17 protein-coding genes, 2 tRNA genes and 3 rRNA genes are annotated in these 20,180 nt (G+C 61.4%); 14 read left to right on the forward strand and 8 right to left on the reverse strand.

Annotation, left to right across the window (positions count from 1 at the left end; genetic code table 11):
* Positions 1-11: 11 nt before the first annotated feature.
* The 5 genes from rrf to Q4S45_RS19020 all read right to left on the reverse strand — a co-directional run bounded on the left by rrf (position 12) and on the right by Q4S45_RS19020 (position 5,160).
* Positions 12-124 (reverse strand): 5S ribosomal RNA (rrf, locus tag Q4S45_RS19000).
* Positions 125-266: 142 nt separating this feature from the next.
* Positions 267-3,139 (reverse strand): 23S ribosomal RNA (locus tag Q4S45_RS19005).
* 239 nt (positions 3,140-3,378) lie between these two features.
* A tRNA-Ala gene (locus tag Q4S45_RS19010) sits at positions 3,379-3,454 on the reverse strand.
* Positions 3,455-3,473: 19 nt separating this feature from the next.
* Positions 3,474-3,550, reverse strand: a tRNA-Ile gene (locus tag Q4S45_RS19015).
* An 81-nt stretch (positions 3,551-3,631) separates the two neighbouring features.
* Positions 3,632-5,160 (reverse strand): 16S ribosomal RNA (locus Q4S45_RS19020).
* Together the 16S, 23S and 5S rRNA genes with 2 tRNA genes alongside form the textbook arrangement of a ribosomal RNA operon.
* Before the next feature lie 460 nt (positions 5,161-5,620).
* On the opposite strand from Q4S45_RS19020, the gene Q4S45_RS19025 reads away from it, so the two are divergent.
* The 11 genes from Q4S45_RS19025 to Q4S45_RS19075 all read left to right on the forward strand — a co-directional run bounded on the left by Q4S45_RS19025 (position 5,621) and on the right by Q4S45_RS19075 (position 15,507).
* Positions 5,621-7,090, forward strand: coding sequence for a B12-binding domain-containing radical SAM protein (locus Q4S45_RS19025; protein WP_305506975.1), 1,470 nt, complete (start codon positions 5,621-5,623; stop codon positions 7,088-7,090).
* A 54-nt stretch (positions 7,091-7,144) separates the two neighbouring features.
* The gene (locus Q4S45_RS19030) at positions 7,145-8,278 is read left to right on the forward strand and encodes an ABC transporter permease (protein ID WP_305506976.1); all 1,134 of its coding nucleotides are present in this window, start codon (positions 7,145-7,147) and stop codon (positions 8,276-8,278) included.
* Entirely contained in the window at positions 8,278-9,147 is an 870-nt protein-coding gene (locus Q4S45_RS19035; protein ID WP_305506977.1) for an ABC transporter ATP-binding protein, read from the forward strand. The genes Q4S45_RS19030 and Q4S45_RS19035 overlap by 1 nt, the downstream gene beginning before the upstream one ends.
* 3 nt (positions 9,148-9,150) lie before the next feature.
* Entirely contained in the window at positions 9,151-10,110 is a 960-nt protein-coding gene (locus tag Q4S45_RS19040) for an MlaD family protein (protein ID WP_305506978.1), read from the forward strand.
* Positions 10,111-10,118: 8 nt separating this feature from the next.
* Entirely contained in the window at positions 10,119-10,745 is a 627-nt protein-coding gene (locus Q4S45_RS19045) for an ABC-type transport auxiliary lipoprotein family protein (RefSeq protein ID WP_305506979.1), read from the forward strand.
* Positions 10,745-11,875 (forward strand): VanZ family protein, encoded by a 1,131-nt coding sequence (locus Q4S45_RS19050; protein ID WP_305506980.1) that lies wholly within the window; start codon positions 10,745-10,747, stop codon positions 11,873-11,875. Before Q4S45_RS19045 ends, Q4S45_RS19050 begins: the two co-directional genes overlap by 1 nt.
* Before the next feature lie 47 nt (positions 11,876-11,922).
* A complete protein-coding gene (locus tag Q4S45_RS19055; RefSeq protein WP_305506981.1) occupies positions 11,923-12,240 on the forward strand; it encodes a ferredoxin in 318 nt (105 codons plus the stop codon).
* A gap of 16 nt (positions 12,241-12,256) precedes the next feature.
* Positions 12,257-12,886, forward strand: a complete 630-nt coding sequence (locus Q4S45_RS19060) for an alpha/beta hydrolase (protein ID WP_305506982.1) — start codon at positions 12,257-12,259, stop codon at positions 12,884-12,886.
* A gap of 91 nt (positions 12,887-12,977) precedes the next feature.
* Positions 12,978-14,126, forward strand: coding sequence for a D-alanyl-D-alanine carboxypeptidase family protein (locus Q4S45_RS19065; RefSeq protein WP_305506983.1), 1,149 nt, complete (start codon positions 12,978-12,980; stop codon positions 14,124-14,126).
* Positions 14,127-14,266: 140 nt separating this feature from the next.
* Positions 14,267-15,193 carry an aldo/keto reductase family oxidoreductase gene (locus Q4S45_RS19070; RefSeq protein WP_305506984.1) on the forward strand — a complete coding sequence of 309 codons (927 nt, stop codon included), beginning with the start codon at positions 14,267-14,269 and terminating at the stop codon, positions 15,191-15,193.
* A gap of 2 nt (positions 15,194-15,195) precedes the next feature.
* Entirely contained in the window at positions 15,196-15,507 is a 312-nt protein-coding gene (locus Q4S45_RS19075; protein ID WP_305506985.1) for a metal-sensing transcriptional repressor, read from the forward strand.
* 113 nt (positions 15,508-15,620) lie between these two features.
* On the opposite strand, the gene pssA is transcribed toward Q4S45_RS19075, so the two are convergent.
* Positions 15,621-16,400 carry a CDP-diacylglycerol--serine O-phosphatidyltransferase gene (gene pssA / locus Q4S45_RS19080; protein WP_305506986.1) on the reverse strand — a complete coding sequence of 260 codons (780 nt, stop codon included), beginning with the start codon at positions 16,398-16,400 and terminating at the stop codon, positions 15,621-15,623.
* A 142-nt stretch (positions 16,401-16,542) separates the two neighbouring features.
* On the opposite strand from pssA, the gene Q4S45_RS19085 reads away from it, so the two are divergent.
* Both Q4S45_RS19085 and Q4S45_RS19090 read left to right on the forward strand, forming a co-directional pair.
* Positions 16,543-17,532 carry a CAP domain-containing protein gene (locus Q4S45_RS19085; RefSeq protein ID WP_305506987.1) on the forward strand — a complete coding sequence of 330 codons (990 nt, stop codon included), beginning with the start codon at positions 16,543-16,545 and terminating at the stop codon, positions 17,530-17,532.
* A gap of 37 nt (positions 17,533-17,569) precedes the next feature.
* Complete coding sequence (locus Q4S45_RS19090; protein ID WP_305506988.1) at positions 17,570-18,208, forward strand: Hpt domain-containing protein; 639 nt, start codon at positions 17,570-17,572, stop codon at positions 18,206-18,208.
* Here Q4S45_RS19090 and Q4S45_RS19095 read toward each other — a convergent pair.
* Both Q4S45_RS19095 and Q4S45_RS19100 read right to left on the reverse strand, forming a co-directional pair.
* The gene (locus tag Q4S45_RS19095; protein WP_305506989.1) at positions 18,199-18,420 is read right to left on the reverse strand and encodes a hypothetical protein; all 222 of its coding nucleotides are present in this window, start codon (positions 18,418-18,420) and stop codon (positions 18,199-18,201) included. The two genes, Q4S45_RS19090 and Q4S45_RS19095, sit on opposite strands and share 10 nt — an antisense overlap.
* Positions 18,421-18,683: 263 nt before the next feature.
* On the reverse strand, positions 18,684-19,250 hold the full coding sequence (locus tag Q4S45_RS19100) for a DUF1439 domain-containing protein (RefSeq protein WP_305506990.1): 567 nt from the start codon (positions 19,248-19,250) through the stop codon (positions 18,684-18,686).
* A 162-nt stretch (positions 19,251-19,412) separates the two neighbouring features.
* Between Q4S45_RS19100 and Q4S45_RS19105 the strand changes: the two genes are divergently transcribed.
* Positions 19,413-20,174: an alpha/beta hydrolase gene (locus Q4S45_RS19105; protein ID WP_305506991.1), complete on the forward strand. Its 762-nt coding sequence runs from the start codon at positions 19,413-19,415 to the stop codon at positions 20,172-20,174.
* Positions 20,175-20,180: the final 6 nt, after the last annotated feature.

Here is a 20,180-nt window from a genome sequence, read left to right on the forward strand (position 1 = left end):
TCTTATAACTAGCCTGACGATAACCTACTTTCACACTGGTTGCAGCACTATCATCGGCGTAATCTCGTTTCACGGTCCTGTTCGGGATGGGAAGGGGTGGTACCGAGTTACTATGGTCATCAGGCATAACTTGTACAGGCCTTGCTCCCGATTGGGCAGCAATTCCTAGAATCTGGAAGAAGTAAGTTTCGTATTACTGGGTAATGAGTATGAATCAGAACATGCAACAGCGCCGTTCTTCTTATCTCTGCACCTGTTAAGGTTATAGGGACAAGCCGTACGGGCAATTAGTATTGGTTAGCTTAATGCATTACTGCACTTCCACACCCAACCTATCAACGTCCTGGTCTCGAACGACCCTTTAAAGAGCTCAAGGCTCTGGGAAATCTCATCTCAAGGCAAGTTTCCCGCTTAGATGCTTTCAGCGGTTATCTCTTCCAGACTTAGCTACCCGGCAATGCCACTGGCGTGACAACCGGTACACCAGAGGTCTGTCCACTCCGGTCCTCTCGTACTAGGAGCAGCCCCCTTCAAATTTCCAACGCCCACGGCAGATAGGGACCAAACTGTCTCACGACGTTTTAAACCCAGCTCACGTACCACTTTAAATGGCGAACAGCCATACCCTTGGGACCGGCTACAGCCCCAGGATGTGATGAGCCGACATCGAGGTGCCAAACTCCCCCGTCGATATGAACTCTTGGGAGGAATCAGCCTGTTATCCCCAGAGTACCTTTTATCCGTTGAGCGATGGCCCTTCCATACAGAACCACCGGATCACTATGTCCTACTTTCGTACCTGCTCGACTTGTCAGTCTCGCAGTTAAGCACGCTTATGCCATTGCACTATCAACACGATGTCCGACCGTATCTAGCGTACCTTCGAACTCCTCCGTTACACTTTAGGAGGAGACCGCCCCAGTCAAACTGCCTACCATGCACTGTCCCCGACCCGGATAACGGGCCAAGGTTAGAACCTCAAACAAACCAGGGTGGTATTTCAAGGATGGCTCCACGAGAACTGGCGTCCCCGCTTCAAAGCCTCCCACCTATCCTACACAGATTGGTTCAAAGTCCAATGCAAAGCTACAGTAAAGGTTCATGGGGTCTTTCCGTCTAGCCGCGGGTAGATTGCATCATCACAAACATTTCAACTTCGCTGAGTCTCGGGAGGAGACAGTGTGGCCATCGTTACGCCATTCGTGCAGGTCGGAACTTACCCGACAAGGAATTTCGCTACCTTAGGACCGTTATAGTTACGGCCGCCGTTTACTGGGACTTCAATCAAGAGCTTGCACCCCATCATTTAATCTTCCAGCACCGGGCAGGCGTCACACCCTATACGTCCACTTTCGTGTTTGCAGAGTGCTGTGTTTTTATTAAACAGTCGCAGCCACCAGTTTATTGCAACCCTTTCACCCTCATGGAGTAAACCAATCAAGCTACCAGGGCGTACCTTTTCCCGAAGTTACGGTACCAATTTGCCGAGTTCCTTCTCCCGAGTTCTCTCAAGCGCCTTAGAATACTCATCTCGCCCACCTGTGTCGGTTTGCGGTACGGTCTCGTATGACTGAAGCTTAGAGGCTTTTCTTGGAACCACTTCCGATTGCTTCGAGACCTAAGTCTCTCGTCTCGACCCCTTGAATTCCGCGCCCGGATTTGCCTAAGCGCCTTCTATGAGTCAAAAACCGGGACATCCAACACCCGGACAACCTTTCGCGATCCGTCCCCCCATCGCATCATACGACGGTGCAGGAATATTAACCTGCTTCCCATCAGCTACGCATCTCTGCCTCGCCTTAGGGGCCGACTCACCCTGCTCCGATGAACGTTGAACAGGAAACCTTGGGCTTACGGCGTGGGGGCTTTTCACCCCCATTATCGCTACTCATGTCAGCATTCGCACTTCTGATACCTCCAGCATCCTTTACAAGACACCTTCGCAGGCTTACAGAACGCTCTCCTACCATATCCTTGCGGATATCCGCAGCTTCGGTGACTGGCTTAGCCCCGTTACATCTTCCGCGCAGGACGACTCGATCAGTGAGCTATTACGCTTTCTTTAAATGATGGCTGCTTCTAAGCCAACATCCTGACTGTTTTAGCCTTCCCACTTCGTTTTCCACTTAGCCAATCTTTGGGACCTTAGCTGGCGGTCTGGGTTGTTTCCCTCTTGACGCCGGACGTTAGCACCCGACGTCTGTCTCCCAAGCTCGCACTCATCGGTATTCGGAGTTTGCAATGGTTTGGTAAGTCGCAATGACCCCCTAGCCATAACAGTGCTCTACCCCCGATGGTGATACTTGAGGCACTACCTAAATAGTTTTCGGAGAGAACCAGCTATTTCCAAGTTTGTTTAGCCTTTCACCCCTACCCACAGCTCATCCCCTAATTTTTCAACATTAGTGGGTTCGGACCTCCAGGGCGTGTTACCGCACCTTCATCCTGGCCATGAGTAGATCACTTGGTTTCGGGTCTACACCCAGCGACTGTCGCCCTATTCGGACTCGATTTCTCTACGGCTTCCCTATCTGGTTAACCTTGCCACTGAATGTAAGTCGCTGACCCATTATACAAAAGGTACGCAGTCACGGAACAAGTCCGCTCCTACTGTTTGTATGCACACGGTTTCAGGATCTATTTCACTCCCCTCCCGGGGTTCTTTTCGCCTTTCCCTCACGGTACTGGTTCACTATCGGTCGATTACGAGTATTTAGCCTTGGAGGATGGTCCCCCCATATTCAGACAGGATTTCTCGTGTCCCGCCCTACTTGTCGCATACTTAGTTCCACACATCGCATTTCGTATAAGGGGCTATCACCCTCTATGGCCGGAGTTTCCAATCCGTTCTACTATGCGTCATGCTAAATCATGCAGGCTCATCCCATTTCGCTCGCCACTACTTTGGGAATCTCGGTTGATTTATTTTCCTGCAGCTACTTAGATGTTTCAGTTCGCCGCGTTCGCTTTGCATACCTATGTATTCAGTATGCAATGACCTAAAAGGCCGGGTTTCCCCATTCGGAAATCTGCGGATCAAAGTGTGTTTGCTCACTCCCCGCAGCTTATCGCAAGCTACTACGTCCTTCATCGCCTGTAATCGCCAAGGCATCCACCATGTGCACTTATTCGCTTGTCCCTATAACGTTAACCTCTCAGCCGACTAAGCCGAAAGACGTTACAGAGATAAGAAAGTACAGCGTTGTTGCTTGTTTTGATACATACAATCATTACCCTGCCAAACCGTTTTCACGGATTGACATAAAACTTTACTTCTTCCAGATTGTTAAAGAACGAAACAGCATTGACCTCTAAAAGGCCAAACCTAAATCGCAACCAGGAACTGGCTGACTTACGTTTGGTATTTCAAGAGTAGAGTGGTGGAGGATGACGGGATCGAACCGACGACCCCCTGCTTGCAAAGCAGGTGCTCTCCCAGCTGAGCTAATCCCCCCAAGGGTAATACAGTAGACTGGTAGGGCTGGTTGGACTCGAACCAACGACCCCCGCGTTATCAACACGGTGCTCTAACCAGCTGAGCTACAGCCCCAAATGCTGTTCTTTATCTTTATTAACAGTCGATAAGAGTGGACGCTCAATGAATCGGCATCTCTGCCTGGTGCAACTCTAGAAAGGAGGTGATCCAGCCGCACCTTCCGATACGGCTACCTTGTTACGACTTCACCCCAGTCACGAATCCTACCGTGGTAAGCGCCCTCCTTGCGGTTAAGCTACCTACTTCTGGTAAAACCCGCTCCCATGGTGTGACGGGCGGTGTGTACAAGACCCGGGAACGTATTCACCGCGACATGCTGATCCGCGATTACTAGCGATTCCAACTTCATGTAGTCGAGTTGCAGACTACAATCCGGACTACGATACACTTTCTGGGATTAGCTCCCCCTCGCGGGTTGGCGGCCCTCTGTATGTACCATTGTATGACGTGTGAAGCCCTACCCATAAGGGCCATGAGGACTTGACGTCATCCCCACCTTCCTCCGGTTTGTCACCGGCAGTCTCATTAGAGTGCTCTTTCGTAGCAACTAATGACAAGGGTTGCGCTCGTTGCGGGACTTAACCCAACATCTCACGACACGAGCTGACGACAGCCATGCAGCACCTGTGTTACGGCTCTCTTTCGAGCACGCCTCGATCTCTCGTGGCTTCCGTACATGTCAAGGGTAGGTAAGGTTTTTCGCGTTGCATCGAATTAATCCACATCATCCACCGCTTGTGCGGGTCCCCGTCAATTCCTTTGAGTTTTAATCTTGCGACCGTACTCCCCAGGCGGTCTACTTCACGCGTTAGCTGCGTTACCAAGTTAATTAAAACCCGACAACTAGTAGACATCGTTTAGGGCGTGGACTACCAGGGTATCTAATCCTGTTTGCTCCCCACGCTTTCGTGCATGAGCGTCAATCTTGACCCAGGGGGCTGCCTTCGCCATCGGTGTTCCTCCACATCTCTACGCATTTCACTGCTACACGTGGAATTCTACCCCCCTCTGCCAGATTCTAGCCTTGCAGTCTCCATCGCAATTCCCAGGTTGAGCCCGGGGATTTCACGACAGACTTACAAAACCGCCTGCGCACGCTTTACGCCCAGTAATTCCGATTAACGCTTGCACCCTACGTATTACCGCGGCTGCTGGCACGTAGTTAGCCGGTGCTTATTCTTCAGGTACCGTCATTAGCAAGGGATATTAGCCCTCACCGTTTCTTCCCTGACAAAAGAGCTTTACAACCCGAAGGCCTTCTTCACTCACGCGGCATTGCTGGATCAGGCTTGCGCCCATTGTCCAAAATTCCCCACTGCTGCCTCCCGTAGGAGTCTGGACCGTGTCTCAGTTCCAGTGTGGCTGGTCGTCCTCTCAGACCAGCTACTGATCGATGCCTTGGTAGGCCTTTACCCCACCAACTAGCTAATCAGATATCGGCCGCTCCAGGAGCATGAGGTCTTGCGATCCCCCACTTTCATCCTTAGATCGTATGCGGTATTAGCGTAACTTTCGCTACGTTATCCCCCACTCCAGGGTACGTTCCGATATATTACTCACCCGTTCGCCACTCGCCGCCAGGTTGCCCCGCGCTGCCGTTCGACTTGCATGTGTAAGGCATGCCGCCAGCGTTCAATCTGAGCCAGGATCAAACTCTTCAGTTCAATCTCTGTTTAATGTCGTTTCCGACAGTCGCTCACTCAAAATACTGACAGGCCACTACTTTCGTAGCGCCTATATTTCTTTTTTGTGAACATTTGATAATTTAAGTATTCAGTGACCGAAGTCACTGGCACCTTCATCAAACGCCCACACTTATCGACTGTTAATTGTTAAAGAACTTGTTCGGTACTGCTTGCGGCTTGTTGACAAAGCGTTTTGTTTGTCAGCCGCGAAGAAGAAAGAGTATGAAGCGTTTCGCTCATTCCGTCAACTTCTTTTTGTTTCGCGCCGTTAAGGCACTCCCCGATGAATCTTTCGCAACTCGTTGATTCGGTGCATCTTTTTCAGCGGGAGACGAACTATAGCAAACGCCTGTCGAGCTTGGCAAGTGAGTTTGTGACATTTCGCGAGAAATGGGGGCCGTGGGCGTAAAATGGCGGCTTTTCCGCCACACGCAGCCTCATGACGATCATTCTTTCCACGCTCAACGCCCGCTACGCCCACGCTTCGCTGGGACTGCGCTATCTATTAGCGAACATGGGAGCGCTGCAGGCGCAGACCAGCATCCAGGAGTTCGTCATCGGCGCGAAGACCACTGAGATCGTCGAACGCCTGCTCGCGCGCCAGCCGAAAGTGATCGGTTTCGGTATCTATATATGGAACGTCGAGGAAACCACCCGCGTGGTGGCAATGCTCAAGCGCGTGGCGCCCCAGGTCGTCATCGTGCTGGGCGGCCCGGAGGTGTCGCATGAGAGCGGCGAACAGGAGATCGTGAAGCTGGCCGACTACCTGGTCACTGGCTGGGGCGACGTGACTTTCCCCAGACTGTGCGGCGAAATCCTCGGCGGGCCCAAGCCACTGATGAAGATCCACGCGGGCGTGCAGCCGCCAATGGCCGAGATCAAGATGCCCTACTCGCTGTACACCGACCACGACATCGCGCACCGCACTCTATATGTAGAGGCCTCGCGCGGCTGTCCGTTCAAGTGCGAGTTCTGCCTGTCGGCGCTGGACAAGACCGCCTGGCCATTCGCGCTCGACACCTTCCTGGGCGAGCTGGAAGCACTGCACGCGCGCGGCGCGCGGCTGTTCAAGTTCGTCGACCGCACCTTCAACCTGAATATCAAGACCAGCCTGAAGATCATGCAGTTCTTCCTCGATAAGCTGGCGGCGAAACCGGACGATCCGGTCTACGCGCACTTCGAACTGGTGCCCGACCACCTGCCGGACGCGCTGAAGGACACCATCGCCAAGTTCCCGCCAGGCGCGCTGCAGTTCGAAATCGGCATCCAGAGCTTCAATCCGGAGGTGCAGGCGCTGGTGAGCCGCAAGCAGGACAACGCCAAGGCGGCCGACAACATCCGCTGGCTGTGCGAGCAGTCCAACGCGCACCTGCACGTGGACCTGATCGCCGGCCTGCCCGGCGAGGACGTGGCCAGTTTCGCGCGCGGCTTCGACCAGCTGGTGGCGCTCAAGCCGCACGAGATCCAGTTCGGCATCCTCAAGCGCCTGCGCGGCACTCCGATCATCCGCCACACCGAGGCGTTCGGCATGGTATTCGATCCCTACCCGCCTTACACGATCCTGGCGACGAACACGATCGACTTCGCCACCATGCTGCGGCTGGTGCGCTTCGCGCGCTACTGGGATCTGGTCGCCAACTCGGGACGCTTCGTCAATACGATCAATACGATGCTGGGGGACGCGCCGTTCGCCAACTTCATGGCCTTCTCCGACTGGATCTACGGGAAGACCGATGCGACCCACCGCATCGCGCTCGATCGCCTCGCCGCGCTGGTGGCGCAATGGCTGCAGGTGCGCGGCATGAGCAAGGAGGCCGCGGCCGCGCTGGTCGCCAGCGACATCGCGCCGGCCGAAAAACACAAGCCGGCGGCCGCCCCGCAGCGCCAGGTGCGCCATCTCGCCGCATGAGCGCGCTACAGAACACCTGTGGCGGATGCCGTCAAAGTCTTTTACACTGGCGCAATGCCAATTGAAAATGCGCCAACCTTAACCCACCACCATGCCGACAGCAGCGGAACCGAAGCTGTCGTGGCATCCGGTATATGGCAGGTGCACGCGCTGGGCGACCGCGGCGCGATCAAGGAGATCAGCAAGACGCTGGCTTCGTTCAAAGGCAGGCAGCTCGGATGGGACTTGACCGGCATCGACCGGATCGACCATATCGGCGCGCAGATGTTCTGGAACGCTTGGGACAAGCAGCGGCCCGCCGAACTGAAACTGGCGCCGAAGCAGGAGGAGCTGTTCAAGCGCATCGAAGAATCGAGCAAGGCCGCCGTGCCGCCGGCGCGCGCGCACCGCCTGAACTGGGTGATGAAGCTCGGCTTCGCGATCCTGACCTTCTTCGAGCATTTGAAAGGCTTCATCAAGCTGATAGGTCAGGTGGTGCAGGACATGTGGCGCTTCGCGCGCAATCCGCGCACCGGCCCGTGGCTGGAGATTTCGGCGAACGTGTTCCATGCCGGCTTCCAGGCGCTGGGCATCACCGCGCTGGTCGGCTTCCTGATCGGGATCGTGCTGTCCTACCTGTCGGCGCAGCAGCTGCGCACCTTCGGCGGCGACATGTACCTGGTGAACATCCTGGGCATGAGCGTGATTCGCGAACTGGGGCCGCTGCTGGCGGCGATCCTGGTGGCCGGCCGCTCCGGCTCGTCGATCACCGCGCAGCTGGGCGTGATGCGCGTGACCGAAGAACTCGACGCGATGCTGGTGATGGGGATCTCGCACGGCTTCCGCTTGATCATGCCGAAGGTGGTCGCGCTGGCGATCTCGATGCCGCTGCTGGTGGTGTGGACCGACACCATGGCGCTGTTGGGCGGCATGGTCTCGGCGAAGATCGAGCTGAACCTGTCGGCGCGCTATTTCATCCAGAAGCTGCCGGACGCGGTCCCCTTCATTAACTACATCATCGGCCTGCTCAAGGGCTGCGTGTTCGGCATGCTGATCGCGCTGGTGTCGTGCCACTTCGGCCTGCGCATCAAGCCGAACACCGAGAGCCTCGGGCGCGGCACGACGACCTCGGTGGTCACGGCGATCACGGTGGTGATCCTGGCCGACGCGGTATTCGCGATCATCTTCAGCGGCGTGGGGTTCTTCTGATGGAAGAGACCAAGCCACAGCGCGAAGCGCCGCGCCTGGTCCTGAAGCCGGACGAGGATGTCGGCCCCCCGGTGGTCGAAATCGACGGCCTGTGGACCAAGTTCGGCAAGACGGTGGTGCACCAGGACCTGAACCTGGAGATCTACGCCGGCGAGATCCTGTCGATCGTGGGCGGCTCGGGCACCGGAAAAACGGTGCTGCTGCGCCAGATGCTGGGCCTGGAGCATCCGGCGCGCGGCACGGTGAAGGTGTTCGGCGAAGACATCAGCGCGGCCGACGCCGACCAGCTGCGGCGCATGCGCAACCACTGGGGCATGCTGTTCCAGCAGGGCGCGCTGTATTCGGCGCTGACGGTGTTCGAAAACATCGCCCAGCCGATGCGCGAACTGCGCGCGCTGCCCGAAGACGTGATCCACGACGCGGTGCTGCTGAAGATGAACATGGTGGGGCTCGGGGTCGAGCACGCCAACAAGATGCCGTCGGACCTGTCGGGCGGGATGGTCAAGCGCGCCTCTCTGGCGCGCGCGCTGGCGCTCGAGCCGCAGCTGCTGTTCCTCGACGAGCCGACGGCGGGCCTGGACCCCGACCTGTCGGACGCCTTCGTCGCGCTGATCCACTCGCTGCACCGCGAGCTGGGCCTGACGGTGGTGATGGTCACGCACGACCTGGACACACTGTTCGCGCTGTCCACGCGGATCGCTGTGCTGGCGGAAAAACACGTGATCGCGCTGGGGCCGTCGCGCGAAGTGCTGAAGGTGGACCATCCCTTCATCAAACAATTCTTCCTTGGCGCGCGCGGACAGCGCGCCCTCGAGGTGCTCGACGAGCATGACCAGGAAGTGCAGCAAGCGAAAGAATCGGAGAACTAATATATGGAAAACAGATCGCACGCCCTGATGACCGGGTTCTTCACCGTCGCGCTCTTGATCGCGGCGGTGCTGGCCGGGATCTGGTTCAACCGCGACCGCACCGAGCGGGTGCCGTATGTAATCGCCACCACCGAATCGATTCCCGGCCTGAACCCGCAGGCGGCGGTGCGCTACCGCGGCCTGGAAGTGGGCCGGGTCGACGACATCAATTTCAACCCCGCAGTCGCCGGGCAGATCGTGATCCGCCTCTCGGTCGACCCGGAGACGCCGATCACGAAGACCACGTTCGCCATGCTGGGCTACCAGGGCGTCACCGGCATCGCCTTCATCCAGCTCGACGACGAGAAGACTGGTTCGCCGCTGCTCAAGAGCGACAAGAATCATCTCGCCGCGATCCCGCTGCGCCCGGGCCTGCTGGACCAGCTGGAAAAGCGCGGCTTGGCGATCCTCGACAAGACCGAGAAGATCACTACCAAGATCGACGGCATGCTGACGGAAGAAAACCAGCAGAAGATAGTCGGCGCCTTTGAAAAGGTCGGCAAGACGGCCGATGCCTTCGCCGAGATTCCGAAGCAGCTCGAGCCGACCATCAAACGCATGCCGGAGCTGACGGCGAAGGCCGAACAGAGCATGGCTTCGTTCAACGAGCTGTCGGCCAGCGCCAACAAGGCGATCAAGAATTACGACCACCTGGCCACCACGCTGCAGGCGCCGAACGGCCCGATCACGCGCCTGACCGAGACCATCGACCGCGTCGGCGGCTCGCTGGAGGGCGTCACCCGCGACCTCGAACTGGAGACGCTGCCGCACGTGGTGTCGATGACGGACGAAGCGAAGACCTCGCTGCGCGCCGTCAAGCGCACCGCCAACGCGCTGTCGGACCGTCCGCAAGGCCTCATCTTCGGCAATGGCGCGGCCACTCCGGGTCCTGGCGAGCCAGGCTTCGTCGCACCGACCAAATAAGGATAACCATGAACCAGACCACGACACGCTTGATGATGGCCGCCTTGGTGGCCGGCGCCGCGCTGCTGGCCGGCTGCGCCTCCGGCGGCAAGAGCCCGGCGAACAACGCCCTGTACGACTTCGGCCCGGCCGCCAATCCGGTCGCCGCCAGTGGGGCCGCGCAGACGGTGCCGGCGGTGGTGGTCACCGACGTCACCGGCAACCCCGCGTTCGACACCGAGCGCATGTTCTATCGCCTGAACTACGCCGACGCGCTGCAGGCGCGCCCGTACGCCAACAGCCGCTGGAGCGCCACGCCGCTGCAGCTGCTCACCCAGCGCTTCAAGTCGCGCCTGGCGCAGACCGGCATGAAAGTGCTGTCCGCGACCGACGCCTCGGCCGGCATTCCGCTGCTGCGCATCGACGTCGACGACTTCACCCACAGCTTCGACAGCACCACCGCGAGCTATGGCCAGCTGGTGCTGCGCGCGTCGCTGTTCCAGGGCCACACGCTGGTCGACCAGCGCACCTTCAGCCGCAGGGTCAGCGCGAGCAGCGCCGATGCCGGCGGCGGCGCGCGCGCGCTGGCGCAGGCCACCGACGCGGTGGCGGCCGACATGGCCGCGTGGCTGGCCAGCGCCAGGCTGCCCAAATAATGATCCAGGCGGCAGGCCAGCAGGAGCGGCGCAAGGGATCGCCGATGGCGCGGGCGGCCCTGCTCGCGTATCTGCTGCTGATCGTCTACGCCAGCTGGTTCCCGTTCACCGGGTGGCGCAGCACCGGGCTGTCGCCCTTCGCCTTCCTGACGCTGGCGCCGCCGCGCTACTGGACCGTGTTCGACGTGGCCGTCAACGTGGTCGGCTACATCCCCCTCGGGATGCTGATCGTGCCGTCGCTCAATCCGCGCCTGCGCGGCCTGTGGGCGGTGCTGACCACCGCGCTGATCGGCGTGCTGGTGTCGGGCACGATGGAGGCGGTGCAGACCTACCTGCCAAGCCGGGTGCCGTCCAACCTCGACTTCGTCACCAACTCGCTGGGCTGCCTGCTCGGCGCCTTCATCGGCGCGGCCGGCGCGCGCAACTACCTCAACGAAAGCCGCCTGTACCAGGTGCGCCGCGCGTGGTTCGCGCCGCACGCCAGCCAGGGCCTGGTGCTGCTGGCCCTGTGGCCGCTGGCGCAGATCTACCCGCAGGGCTACCTGTTCGGCCTCGGCCAGATCCTGCCGATCCTGTCCGAATGGCTGTCCGCTTGGCTCGACACAAGCATAGACCTGGTGGCGATGCTGCACCCGGGCGCGGCGATGAGCGTGGAGCAGTACTGGCTGTCGGAGACCATCATCACCGCCTGCGGCATGACCGGCGCCGTGCTGGCGATGCTGTGCCTGTTGCGCCGCGGCGCGCCGCGCACCTTGCTGATGATGCTGATGATCGTGGCGGCGCTGGTGGTCAAGACGCTGGCGACCTCGCTGCTGTTCACGCCCGACAACGCCTGGGTATGGATCACGCCCGGCGCCCAGGGCGGTTTCCTGATCGGCCTGATCATGCTGGCCGGCCTGGCGTTCGCGCCGCAGGTGGCGCAGCGGCGGCTGGCTATCGTCACTCTCCTGCTGAGCTTGGTGGTAGTGAACACCATTCCGGCCAACCCGTATTTCGTCGAGACCCTCCAAGGGTGGGTGCAGGGAAAATTCCTCAACTTCAATGGCGCGGCCCAGTTTTTATCGCTGGCATGGCCGTTTTTTGCCCTCTGGTACCTGCTGCTGCCCTCGCACCGCCTCAATCGCCAGTGATAGCGGGTATCATTGCAGGCGCATTTCCCCCATTGCGAAAGAATTCCATGAGCGACAAACCATTTTTCGAAAAGCATGTCTTTTTTTGCACGAACCTGCGCGATGACGGCCGCGAGTCCTGCGGCGAACGCGGCGCCCAGGCCGCGCAGAAGCACTGCAAGTCGCGCATCAAGAAGCTCGGACTGAACGGCCCCGGCAAGATCCGCATCAACAATGCCGGCTGCCTCGACCGTTGCGAAGAAGGCCCGGTGCTGGTCGTGTATCCCGAAGGAACCTGGTACACCTACGTCGACAACAGCGACATCGATGAAATCGTCGACAGCCACTTGGTCGGCGGCAAAGTCGTCGAACGCCTCAAAATCTGAACCACCGTTACTGAACATGAACCGACACGAAAAATTCACCCTGACCGGCGGCGCCGGCAACATGCAATGCGTGCTGATGCTGCCGGGCGAAGACGCGCCGCGCGGCATCGCGCTGGTGGCCCACCCGCACCCGCTGTATGGCGGCACCATGGACAACAAGGTCGCGCAGACGCTGGCGCGCACCTTTGTCGGCCTGGGCTATGCGACGGCGCTGTTCAACTTCCGCGGCGTCGGCACGTCCGAAGGCGTGCACGACCACGGCCACGGCGAGACCGACGACATGCAGGTGATGCTCGAGCACATGCGCGCGCGCTTCCCCGGCCTGCCGGTCGCGCTCTCGGGCTTCTCGTTCGGCACGTTTGTCCAGGCCCAGCTGCAGCAGCGCCTGATCGCCGCCGGCCAGCCGGCCGAGCGCCTGGTGCTGGTCGGCGCGGCCGCCGGCAAGTGGGCGATGCCCGAGGTGCCGGCCGACACCATCCTGATCCACGGCGAATCCGACGACACCATCCCGCTGGCCGACGTGTTCGAGTGGGCGCGGCCGCAGGACATCCCGGTGATCGTGATCCCCGGCGCCGACCACTTCTTCCACCGCAAGCTCGGCCACATCAAGAATCTTGTAACACAAATGTGGCGTCGCCCGGATTGAGCAGGGCGGGCGCTATAATTAGTTTCTTCTTTTTCGGCAATGTCTTGCGGCATTGCCTGCGCATTTCACCTTTACTAAGACCTTGATTCCCATGAAAAAATTATTCGCGGCCCTGGCCGCCAGTGTCGTGCTGATGAGCGCGGCCGTCGCGCAAACCCTGCCGGCGCCGACCATCGCCGCCAAGTCCTGGATCCTGCTCGACGCCACCAGCGGCCAGGTAATCGCCGCCCAGGACCCGAACGCGCGCATCGAGCCGGCCTCGCTGACCAAGGTGATGACCGCCTACGTCACCTTCCAGGCGCTGAAAGACAAGAAGATCGACATCAACCAGATGGTCAACGTGTCGGTCAAGGCGTGGAAAGTCGACGCCAGCAGCTCGAAGATGTTCATCGACCCGGCCGTCCCGGTCAAGATCAACGACCTGCTGTACGGCCTGATGGTCCAGTCGGGCAATGACGCCGCCGTTGCGCTGGCCGAAGCGGTGGCCGGCGACGAAGCCGCCTTCGTCGCGCTGATGAACCGCGAAGCCGAGCGCATGGGCATGAAGAACAGCCACTTCGCCAACCCGCACGGCCTGCCAAGCCCCGAGAACTACTCGACCGCGCAGGACCTGTCGACCCTGGCCGCGCGCGTGATCGCCGACTTCCCCGAGTTCTACAAGATCGACTCGGTCAAGAGCTTCACCTACAACAAGATCACCCAGCCGAACCGCAACCGCCTGCTGTGGCTCGACCCGACCGTCGACGGCATGAAGACCGGCCACACCGAAGGCGCCGGCTTCTGCATGATCGCCTCGGCGCACCGGCCGAACGGCAACTCGGGCGAGCGCCGCCTGATCTCGGTGGTGCTGGGCACCACATCCGATTCGTCGCGCACCCAGGAAAGCCAGAAGCTGCTGAACTGGGGCTTCCAGAACTTCGACACGGTCAAGCTGTACGCCAAGGGCCAGGCAATCGCCACGCCGGAAGTGTGGAAGGGTTCGAAGACGACCGTCAAGATCGGCTTCCCGAACGACGTGCTGGTGACGGTGCCGAAGGGCGTCGCCGCCAAGATGAAGCCGGTCCTCGAGCGCAGGGATCCGCTGGTCGCGCCGCTGGCCTTGCACGGCAAGGTCGGCACGCTGAAGATGACGGTCGATGGCAAGCCGCTGCTCGAACTGCCGGTGGTGGCGCTGGAAGAAGTGTCGCAGGCGTCGATCTTCGGCCGCGCGTGGGACTCGATGCGCCTGATGTTCAAGTGATGGTTTGGGGTCAGGTCTCGACCTGACCCCGGGGTTGACGGCGCCGCTGAATAGCCCGTCTACCAGATGTTGATGTAATTGCTATCAAACCCGGGGTCAGGTCCGCAGGACCAGACCCTTCCCCTTCGAAAGCCAACTCGATGCCGCACAGCCTCCGACCCGACCTGCAATACCCGCGCACTTCAACCTACGCCGGAGGCTTGCAGCTGTCGCGCATCGTCGCCGGCATGTGGCGCATGAGCGAATGGGGCATGACGGTGGAGCAGCGCGCCGGCTTCATCGAGCAGTGCCTCGAAATGGGCGTGACCAGCTTCGATCACGCCGACATCTACGGCAATTACGGCGTCGAGGGCCTGTTCGGCGAAGCGCTGCGCGCGCGGCCCGGCCTGCGCGACAAGATGGAGCTGGTGTCCAAATGCGGCATCAAGCTGCTGTCGCCGCACCGCGCCGGCCACTCGATCCAGCATTACGACACCTCGGCCGCGCACATCGTCGCGTCGGCCGAGGAGTCGCTGCGCCAGCTGCACACCGACCGCCTCGACCTGCTGCTGATCCACCGCCCCGACCCGCTGATGGACTTCGACGAGATCGCCGAAGCGTTCCAGTCGCTCAGGGCGGCCGGCAAGGTGCTGCATTTCGGCGTGTCGAATTTCAGCCGCCACCAGTTCGAATGCCTGAACCGCCGCATTCCCCTTGCCACCAACCAGGTCGAGTTCTCGCCGATGCACGTGGCGCCGATGTTCGACGAGACCTTCGACGGCCTGCAGGACCTGGGCGTGGAGCCGATGATCTGGTCGCCGCTGGCGGGCGGGCGCCTGTTTTCCGGCAGCGACGCGCATGCGGAGAACCTGCGGCTGGTGATCAAGGAGATCGCCGACCGCATCAACCAGCCGTTCGCCAGCGTGGTGTTCGCGTGGATCATGCAGCTGCCGAGCCGCCCGGTTCCGCTGACCGGCAGCGGACGCATAGAAGCCATTGCCGTGGCGGTGGCCGCAACGGCGTTCACCCTCAGCCGGCCGGACTGGTTCACGATCCTGCGCGCGGCGCGGGGACACGAGGTCGCCTGAGCATGGCCGCCACGCCGATCAAGGTCGTCGAAGGCAGCGCGCTTAGCGCAATGCAGAAGAAAGAGCTGTTAAACCGGCTCGCGCGCGTCGAGGGCCAGCTGCGCGGCGTGCAGAAGCTGATCGGGCTGGCGGCCGAGCCGAAGGACTGCGAGGCGGTGGCGCAGCAGATGGCCGCGGCGCGCAAGGCGCTGGACCGGGCCTTCGTTCAGCTGATCAGCAGCAGCATCGTCAACCAGAGCGAGAACGCGCAGGACCTCGACGAGGCGCAGGCCAGCGCCGGCAGGCTGGCGGCGCTGCTCGATAAATTCGCATAGCCGTCGCACCAGCGGAGGCTGGTGCTTATGCTGAGCTTGAATGGTCTGTGACATCAGCATGGGTACCAGCCTTCGCTGGTAGTCGCTTCCGCCAGTGGCGGGAACGACGGGCGTTAGTCTTCGTACACCTGCGGCGGCGGCAGGCCGCGCCAGCCTTCGCGCCACGCGATATTGAGCAGCAGCGTCGCGCTCACGTACAGCACAAAGAACAGCACGAAAAACCGCGTCTGCAGCCAGGCCAGCAAGCCAAGGCAGACCGCCAGCGCCAGCAAGGTGTATTTGTTTTTCGGCTGCTTGGAGCTGGGGAAGCGCACCGTCGATACCATCAGCGTGCCCACCGCCACCATCAATCCCATCACCAGGTAACCCTGCAGCAAGGTTTCCAGCGCAGTCGGCCAGGCGACCACCACCGAGGCGACGCAGGCGGCGCCCGCGGTGATCGGCATGCCGACAAAGTAGCGCGGATCGGTGCGGCCGACACTGACATTGAAGCGCGCCAAACGCAAAGCGCCGCATGCGACGAAAATGAAGCATGCAAGTCCGCCGGCGCGCAGCAGGGTCGGGTGGCCCTGCCCCAGCTGCGCGAAGCCCCAGCAATACACCAGCAGGCCGGGCGCGCAGCCGAAGTTCATGACGTCGGCGATCGAGTCGAGCTGCATGCCGAAGTCGGACTGGGTGTTGGTGGCGCGCGCGACGAAGCCGTCGAGGGCGTCGAAGATCCCGGCCAGCACCAGCAGGATCGCCGCCATCCGGAAGGCGTGGGGGTCGCCGACATGGGCGTTGTCGACCGAGATGACGATGCTGCCGAAGCCGCACGCGATCGACAGCAGCGTGACGGAACTGGGCAGGGCGAATTTGGCGCGCGCCATGCGCTGTTGGCGGGTAGGTTTCAAATGCTCGCTCGGGGAAATCGATAATTATTCATTTTACAGTGCCGTTATGGAAAGAAGGCGCGTCCTTCATGCAAGCAAACCTCACCGATTCCCGAATTCGCCTAGAATTGGCGCTGAAGTTCACTTCACACGAGAAAACCGTATGAAAACAGCATCTTACCGTTGGAATACCATGTTCGCCGCGCTCGCCGCGGCATGTTCCCTGGCCGCCTGCAGCGGGGGCGGCAGCAGCAGTCCGGACATGGTCACATCGCCGCCGGCGACCACCACTCCGCCGGTCGCCGTCACCCCGCCGGCCGGCTCCCCGCCAACCGACGTCGGCGCCCCGGCCTCGGTCGGCAATGTCATGGCCGACGGGCGCAACTGGTTCAATTACCGGCGCAGTCAGATCGGCATCGCGACGCTGGCGGAAAATACGTTCGTCGACCGCGCGGCGCAGAATCACTCCGACTACCAGCGCCTGAACGACACCATCAGCCACGACGAAACCCCGGGCCTGGCCGGCTTCACCGGCGCGGACGTGCGCGCGCGGCTGACCGCGGCCGGCTTGCCGCCATCCTCGGGCAGCTTCGCATACGGCGAAGTGATTTCGGCCAGCTCCAGCAATTCGGGCTTTTACATGGCGGAGGAGCTGATCACCGCGATCTATCACCGCTTCGTCGTGTTCGAGCCGATGTTCAAGGAAATCGGCACCGGCTCCGGCACCACTTCGCGCAACTACACCTACTTCACCGCGGACTTCGTGGCCAATAATGGCTTCGGCGCGGGCGTCGGCCGCGGCAACGTGGTGAACTGGCCCTACAACGGCCAGACCGGCGTGCCGCCGAACTTCTTCAGCGACCAGGAGTCGCCCGATCCGGTGGCCAACGCGAATGAGGTTGGCTATCCGGTCAGCGTGCACGCCGACATCACGGCAGTATTGGCGGTGCAGAGCTTCACCATCCGGGAGCGCGGCGGCGCCAGCTTGGGGGTCAAGCTGCTGCAGCACGCCAGCGACGAGCACACGCCGGACTCGGCCGCCGCCATCGTGCCGCTGGCGCGGCTTAAGGCTGGCACGACCTACGACGTGACCTTTGTCGGCACTGCCGACAACATCCCCGTGTCCAAGTCCTGGTCGTTCACCACCAAATAAACGCTGCGAGGCGGCCGAAGCTGCTATTGTTGAGTGCATGACAACGGCACCCCGGCCTTCCAGCGCATCCGATTCCCCGCACGCAGCCTCGGCGCCGGGCGTGCTCGATGTCGCGGACGGCATGGGCCGCCTGCTGGGCGACCGCGCGCTGTATGACCAGATCCTGGCGCGCTTTCGCGACGATTACCGGGAAAGCGCGGGGACGATCCGCGCCGCGATCGGCGCCGGCAACCTGGAAGTGGCCGAACGCCTCGCGCACACCCTCAAGGGCGCAGCCGGATTGATCGGCGCGTCTTCCCTGTATCTTCAGGCCAGCCTGCTCGAACTGGCGCTGCGCAACCGCGCGCCCGGACAGGAGGACGCGGTGGCGTCGGTCGAACGCGCACTGGAAGATGTGATGCGGGCAATCGACAGCGCGCCGGCCGGCGCCACTGCGGCGGATGCCCCGGCGCAGCCCAATGCGCAAGCCGATCGGGCCGTGGTCGCGCAACTGGCGGGATTACTCGATCGCGGCGATGGTTCCGCGCTCGATGTGCTGGAAGCGTCGCGCGCGAGCCTGGCGGCGGCGCTGGGCGCGGTGGCGTTCGGCGAAGTGTCGCGCGCGGCGAACCGGTTCGACTTCGAAGCCGCGCTGGAGCTGCTGCGGCGCGCGGCGGGCGAACCGGGTCAGGCCTGAGCGGCGGCGCCGCCGGAACGGGTGAACTCGGCTTCCTCGTCGAAGCCGTCGGCGCATTCCTTGCCGCAGAAGCGGCGCACGCTGTCGAGCGGTTTTTCGCAGTACCAGCACGAACCCTTCGGCGGCAGGCTCTGGCGCGGACGCAGCGTCGGCAACGGCGGCGCCTCGGCGCCGGCATCCTTGTTCTGCAAACTCTCCTGTACGGTTCCCAAGATTTCCCCCTTAGAGCTGCGACACCGCTGATTCGTACGGCAAGATTACTTTAGTGGAATAACGCGGGGCATGAGAATTCTCAAGCAGGACCACGAACCTGTGCTGAAGCTGCAGCGACTCCGTAAAAATACAAGTTACGCCGAATGCGCGGCCTCTGCAATCGCCAAAACGGCGCCCATTCCTGCCTTGTCGCAAGGCGCCAACAAGCGGCAGATATCGTGCGAAACGCTTTACAAGTGCCATGGAATTCTGCTCGGTAAAGTCAGCGCAGCGGCTCGACGCGGATCAGCAGGGCATCGGGCCGGCTGCTGATCCGGGTCGGAATGAATTGCACGCCGGCGTAGCGCAAGTCTTCCATGCGGAAGGTGTACACGGGCACGTCGCGGACCACCCTGTTCATCAGCACATTGGCGACCCGGCCGAACTGGCGCTGGCGCGCCTCGTCAACGCCATCGACGGCGAACCGGTCGACATGCGGTTCCGTCAGCAGCACGGCGCCGCGCGCGGGATCGACCACCAGCCGCCCGGACAGCGCCAGGCTGCCGCTCCACGACTGCTTCAGGAACGGCGGGGCGACCAGGGCATCCATGCTCAGCGCCACGCGGTCGGTGCCGTCCAGCAGCGACAACTGTGGCCGGCTCAGCTGGATGTCGAACAGTTCGAGCGCGCGGTTATTCAGCGGGAAGCGCCGGTCGAGGCCGGCCTGCAGCTTGGCCAGCGGGATCGCGATGTCGCGCGGTCCGGCGAGGTTGGCGCAGGAGGCGAGCAGGCCGCAAGCGAGGAGCAGCGCGGCATGGCGCCAACGTGATAGCCACAGGATTGTCGTCATTGTCCGCTCTGTTCTCCGATGATGAGCAAAAGCGTAGCACATCCGATTTGCCGAGGTCGCTTCGTAACGTTTGCATACAGCTTGCGCATGTCAACAATGTCGAAAGCTTAACTGCCGGGATTTCTTGTATAGTCGGCGCATCCAACCACGGGAGCTCCTGGTATGCGCATCGTCGCCATCTTCTTCTCGATCGCACTGGTACTGTACGCCGGCGCCTGCATCGCGCTGTTCGCGTTCCAGCGCTCGCTCACCTACTATCCGCAGCCGAAGTCGTTCGGCGGCCCGGGCGACACGATGGTGCTGCGGGTCGACGGCGCGGACCTGAACATCACCGTGCGCCCGCGCGCGGGCCCGAAGGCGCTGATCTACTTCGGCGGCAATGCGGAGGATGTGTCGGCCAGCCTGGCGGACTTCGCGGCGGCATTTCCCGACCACGCGCTCTACCTGATGCACTACCGAAGCTACGGCGGCAGCACCGGCAGGCCGACCGAAGCGGCCCTGCACGCCGATGCGCAGGCGCTGTTCGACAAGGTAAGGCGCGAGCATCCCGACATCGCGCTGATGGGCCGCAGCCTGGGAACCGGCATCGCCGTGCGGCTGGCGGCCGAGCGGCCGGCGAGCAAGCTGATATTGGTGACGCCGTACGACAGCATCGCGGCCGTCGCGGCGGACCAATTCCGCTATTTCCCCGTGCGCTGGCTGTTGACCGACAAGTTCGACGCCATCGGCGATGCACCCGCAGTGCGGATTCCGACGCTGATTCTGCAGGCCGAGCACGACGAGATTATCCCGGGCCGCCACACTGAAGCACTGGCGGCTGCCTTCGCCAAGGACGTCGCTTCGCGCTTGGTGATTCGCGGCGCCGGCCATAACGACATCTCCGTCAAACCTGAATATTTCGACGCGATTCGAGCGGCGCTCTAGGTGGAA

The organism is Massilia sp. R2A-15, assembly GCF_030704305.1.
In the GTDB taxonomy this organism is placed as follows: Bacteria; Pseudomonadota; Gammaproteobacteria; order Burkholderiales; family Burkholderiaceae_D; genus JAFCUW01.